Annotated in this window: 3 protein-coding genes; all 3 read left to right on the top strand. The window is 42.5% G+C overall.

All coding sequences use genetic code 11. The features are described 5' to 3' along the window. A partial coding sequence (locus tag BCT81_RS17120; RefSeq protein ID WP_133152651.1) for a YfiR family protein occupies positions 1-153 on the top strand: 153 nt, incomplete at its 5' end. Then, a complete protein-coding gene (locus BCT81_RS17115; RefSeq protein ID WP_102425225.1) occupies positions 153-2135 on the top strand; it encodes a diguanylate cyclase in 1983 nt (660 codons plus the stop codon). The genes BCT81_RS17120 and BCT81_RS17115, both read left to right, overlap by 1 nt. Positions 2136-2210: 75 nt before the next feature. Then, on the top strand, positions 2211-3224 hold the full coding sequence (gene galE, locus BCT81_RS17110) for a UDP-glucose 4-epimerase GalE (protein ID WP_102425224.1): 1014 nt from the start codon (positions 2211-2213) through the stop codon (positions 3222-3224). Positions 3225-3354: the final 130 nt, after the last annotated feature.

Genomic DNA, 3354 nt, shown 5'->3' with positions numbered 1-3354 from the left:
GATATTCCCAACTTTACTGATATGGGAGGCGTTATCGAGTTAACACATATAGATAATAAGCTTAAGCCAAAGATAAACTTAGCTAACGCCAAGCAAGGTGAATACGTTATCGGCTCAAATTTATTACGTATCGCTATTGTGGAGGACAAATAATGCTGTCTTTCATCAACAATATGTCGATAAAAAACAAACTGATATTGCCAATAATCACCTTTATTGTGGTCACCTTTGTCACCATTCAATCAGTAAATTACACTGTCACTTTTAAAAGAGAGAAAGAGAGTCTCATCCAAAGAGTTAAGGTACTGGCTCAAGGTGTGGCTTATAACCTTCAAGCTGCAATACTATTTGAGGATAAATCGTCGGCTCAGGAGATCCTTTCTGCATTTGTCGCAGATAAAGATATTGTTCGAGTTAAACTCTATGACGTGAACGAACAGTTATTTGCAAGCTATCAAGCCAACGATAAGAGCATACCTAGGCCAAATTCCGAAGAACTAGAGGATATCGCCGATCATCAGTTTGCTATCTCTGAAAGTTATATCTTCTTGCTGGTTCCGGTCACTTTAGACGACGCGGTAATAGCCAACTTGAGGGTGACTATATCGAAAGAAACGTTCAATACGATCTTAACCAACATCTTCAAGACCGCTATTGTCTATCTTCTGTTTCTTTTGATTCTGGGTGGCGTACTCGTCAAATTGATTCAGCGCTTCATTATCGCACCTATGTTTGAACTCAACGAAGCAATGCAAGCCTTCGTAGAACGACGTTCTGACCAGCCTAGGCTCGTAGCAAGTAATCGCGATGAGATAGGGGATCTCGTTCGTGCTTTTAATACCATGCAAGAAAGGCTGCAACACCGTGACAACCAAATCAATTTCACGCTAGACAAACTTCAAGAAGAAAAGTCCTTTGCAAATGAGGTGATTGAAACCGTTCAGCACTCATTACTCGTCGTCGACGAAAAAGGACTGATCGTTCATGCGAATGCAGCGACTCGCGACATCTTCAAATGTTCAGAGTCTTTCCTTGAAAACTTATTGATCCAAGACTTGATAGTGACCAAGCAAACAGGCTTCCTACAGGGCGTTATTGACTGCAATATCGAACTGAACGATGAGCTGTTAGAAACTACGGATCTTTTTCAATCCAAACGTTGGCTCCGTGTAAGTAGTCGTTCGTTGTCAAAACATGGCCGAATTCTTTATGCAGTTCAAGATGTAACGGATATCGAAATCGCTATGAGTCGCCAGCGTATTGCCGCCGGTGTGTTCGAAAACAGCAAAGACGGGTTAATCGTACTTAATTCATCGAATGTGATTACTATGGTTAACCCTGCAGTCACTCAACTCCTCGGCTATCATGCAGATTTGCTGGTGGGCAAAACACCGTTTGAAGTCTTCTCATGGCAACAGTTCTCGTCATTAATGCCAACCATTCGTAGCTCATTAGAGAATTATGGGCAGTGGCAAGGAGAAGTGTGGGAAAAAAGTGCATCTGATGACTTAGTGCCAATGTTTGTCAAAGTTAACCTAGTTTCATCGGATGAAGAGAAAGATGAGTTTGATATGGTGCTGACGCTATCCGATCTATCTAACGTCAAAGAGATGGAAAGGCTCGAACACTTAGCACATCACGACGCGTTAACAGGTTTAGCGAACAGAGCGCGGCTGTATAAGGTGATGGATGAAGTTGTTTCCTCAAGCAATTACGCCAATCAACAATTTGCCGTTATCTATTTGGATCTAGATGGTTTCAAACACGTCAATGACAACTATGGCCATGATGCAGGTGATGCCATCCTTAAGGAAGTATCAAGCAGGCTGTTATCTCAAGTAAGAGCCGGAGATCTAGTCGCGCGTTTGTCGGGAGATGAATTTGTTCTTATTATTAAACAGACAAACAAAGTCATGCTAGCGAGGCTCGCTGAGCGCTTATTAACACTTATTGGACAAACAGTGCATCACAAACAGAGATCTCTCAATGTTGGGGCTAGTTTGGGTATCCACTTAGTCGATAACTCTGAGCATGACATCGACGCGATTCTCAAAATAGCCGACGAAGCGATGTATCAAGCGAAGCGCAAGGGTAAAGGTCAATTTGTATTCTCTGACGATAATGAATACCTATAACAGTTTGTTAGCCAACCCTAAGTTGTTGTATCATAAGTGATAGATTGAGTATTCATAATAAAAGGTATACTAAACATGAATGTTTTAGTTACAGGTGGCATGGGTTACATCGGTAGCCACACAAGTATCCAGATGATTAACGCAGGCATGACGCCTGTCCTTTTTGATAACTTATACAACAGTAAACCAAGCGTATTAGAGCGTATCGACAAGGTATCTGGTGTTCGCCCAGTGTTCGTTGAAGGTGACATTCGCAATAAAGCGCTATTAGCGGAAACAATGAAACAACACAATATCGAAGCAGTTATCCACTTTGCTGGCTTGAAAGCGGTAGGTGAATCTGTAGAGAAGCCCCTTGAATACTACGATAACAATGTTAACGGCACTTTAGTGCTTGTAGATGCTATGCGCGAAGCGAATGTTAAAACGTTAGTATTCAGCTCATCAGCAACCGTGTACGGTGATCCTACAAGTGTGCCTATTACTGAAGACTTCCCAACCAGTGCGACGAACCCTTATGGCCGTAGTAAACTTATGGTTGAAGAGTGTCTAACGGATTTCCAAAAAGCGAATCCAGACTGGAGCATTACGCTACTTCGTTACTTTAACCCAGTAGGTTCACACCCAAGTGGCGAACTAGGTGAAGATCCACAAGGCATTCCAAACAACTTAATGCCGTTTGTTTCTCAAGTTGCCGTTGGCCGACGCGAGTTCTTGTCTGTATTTGGCAGCGACTACCCAACGAAAGATGGTACCGGTGTTCGTGATTACATCCACGTTATGGATCTGTCTGACGGCCACATCGCGGCACTTGAGAAAGTAGGGCGCAAAGATGGTCTTCACATCTACAACCTTGGTACAGGTAACGGTTCTAGTGTTTTAGACATGGTTAAGGCGTTTGAACAAGCAAGTGGTAAGGAAATCCCTTATAAACTTGTTGAGCGACGCGCAGGTGACATCGCAGAATGCTGGGCAGATCCTGCTAAAGCTCAGAAAGAACTTGGTTGGAACGCGACACGTACACTGACAGAAATGACAGAAGATACGTGGCGCTGGCAGTCCACAAACCCTAATGGTTTCCCAGGCTAATATAGTTGTTTCATGAATGGTTAACTTATAAAAAGATGCTCTAGGGCATCTTTTTTGATCTAAATCGAATAAAAAGTAAATTAGTGGTTAAAAAGTATCATTCTGTATTCATTGTGTTACTATGCACGCG

The organism is Vibrio sp. 10N.261.52.A1, from assembly GCF_002876325.1.
Lineage (GTDB): Bacteria > Pseudomonadota > Gammaproteobacteria > Enterobacterales > Vibrionaceae > Vibrio > Vibrio chagasii.
This window is presented reverse-complemented; position numbering and strand designations above follow the sequence as displayed.

What these genes read in the sequence shown, in the direction of transcription:
- galE (WP_102425224.1), top strand. Translation starts at nt 2,211, where the DNA reads ATGAATGTTTTAGTTACAGGTGGCATGGGTTACATCGGTAGCCACACA.
- BCT81_RS17115 (WP_102425225.1), top strand. Translation starts at nt 153, where the DNA reads ATGCTGTCTTTCATCAACAATATGTCGATAAAAAACAAACTGATATTG.